The organism is Teichococcus aerofrigidensis, assembly GCF_054073225.1.
The window spans coordinates 1-1,448 of sequence record NZ_JBSXMU010000250.1; the positions used below are offsets into that span (position 1 = coordinate 1).

Sequence of the window (1,448 nt, forward strand, 5' to 3'; positions counted from 1 at the left end):
GCCCGCGCCACCCCCCGCGCCCGCCGGGATCTCCATCTTCTCCCTGCTGCCGGACGAGATCTTCGGCCTGCCGCTGCTGTTCTGGGGCGGTTCGGCGATCTTCGTGGTGATCCTCTTCCTGCTCTTCGTGCTGGGCTGAGGCATGAGCGCCAGCGCCACGCCGGCGGCGGCCCTTCCCGCCTCGGTCGCCGAGACCGAGCGCCTGCTGGCGGCCGGCGGCTATGTCGCCGACCGGGCGCTGGCCACCACCGTGCATCTGGCGCTGGCCATGGGCCGGCCGCTGTTCCTGGAGGGCGAGCCCGGCACCGGCAAGACCGAGATCGCCAAGGTGCTGGCCTCCGGCCTCGGCCGGCGGCTGGTGCGGCTGCAATGCTATGACGGGCTCGACCTCCAGGCCGCCGCCTATGAGTGGAACCACGCGCGGCAGCTGATGGCGATCCGCCTCGCCGAGGCCTCCGGCGCGGCGCACAGCACGGAGGGCCGCGCGGCGCTGGAGGCCGGCATCTACGACCGGCGCTTCCTGCAGGAACGCCCGCTGCTCTCCGCCCTCTCGGGCAGCCCGGCGGTGCTGCTGATCGACGAGCTGGACCGCGCCGACGAGCCCTTCGAGGCCTTCCTGCTGGAGATCCTGGCCGATTTCCAGCTGAGCATCCCCGAACTCGGCACCATCCGCGCCGAGACGCCGCCCATCGTGGTGCTGACCAGCAACCGCACGCGGGAGGTGCACGACGCCATCCGCCGCCGCTGCCTCTACCAGTGGGTGGACTACCCGGACGCGGCGCGGGAGCGCGCCATCCTGGCCAGCCGCCAGCCGGACCTCCCGGCGGCCCTCTCGGCGCAGATCGTCGCCTTCGTGCAGGCGCTGCGCTCGGGCGACTTCTTCAAGTATCCCGGCGTCGCCGAGACCATCGACTGGGCCGCCGCGCTGCGCGCCCTGGACGCGCGGGAGCTGGAGCCGGTGCTGGTCGAGGAGACGGTCGGCGCCCTGCTCAAGTACCAGGACGACATCGCCAAGCTGCGCGGCGCCGAGGCGGCCAGGCTGGTCGAGGTGGCGAAGGAGGCCAGCCGTCCCAAGCCCGTCATCCCCTTCTGAGGCGGGACGGTGTCGCTCGCCGCCAACCTGCTCGGCTTCGGCCGCCTGCTGCGCCGCGCCGGCCTGCCGATCGGGCCGGGCGAGATGCTGGCCGGGGCGGAGGCGCTGCGGCGCGTCGAGATCGGCGACCGGCACCAGGTGCAGGCGGCGCTGCGGGCGACCCTCGTGCACCGGCACGAGCATGCCGAGATCTTCGACCACGCCTTCCGACTCTGGTGGCGCGACCCTGAGGCGGGGCGGCACGCCGCCGCCATGGAGGCGCTGCAGCAGGGCCGGGAACCGCCGAAGCCGCCGCCGGGCGGCCGCCGCCTGGCCGAGGCGCTGGGCGGCGCCGCGCCCCCCGCGCCGCCGCCCC

General features: G+C 74.8%; 1 protein-coding gene and 1 pseudogene. Both read left to right on the top strand.

All coding sequences use genetic code 11. The features are described from left to right. Positions 1-142: 142 nt before the first annotated feature. Positions 143-1,093 carry an AAA family ATPase gene (locus ACVMLK_RS20990; RefSeq protein ID WP_457487537.1) on the top strand — a complete coding sequence of 317 codons (951 nt, stop codon included), beginning with the start codon at positions 143-145 and terminating at the stop codon, positions 1,091-1,093. A gap of 9 nt (positions 1,094-1,102) precedes the next feature. Beyond that, positions 1,103-1,448 (top strand): annotated as a pseudogene (locus ACVMLK_RS20995) (VWA domain-containing protein); the annotation flags it as partial.

Bases quoted from the DNA above. Each gene is read 5' to 3' on its own strand.
- ACVMLK_RS20990 (WP_457487537.1), top strand. From the start codon at position 143: ATGAGCGCCAGCGCCACGCCGGCGGCGGCCCTTCCCGCCTCGGTCGCC.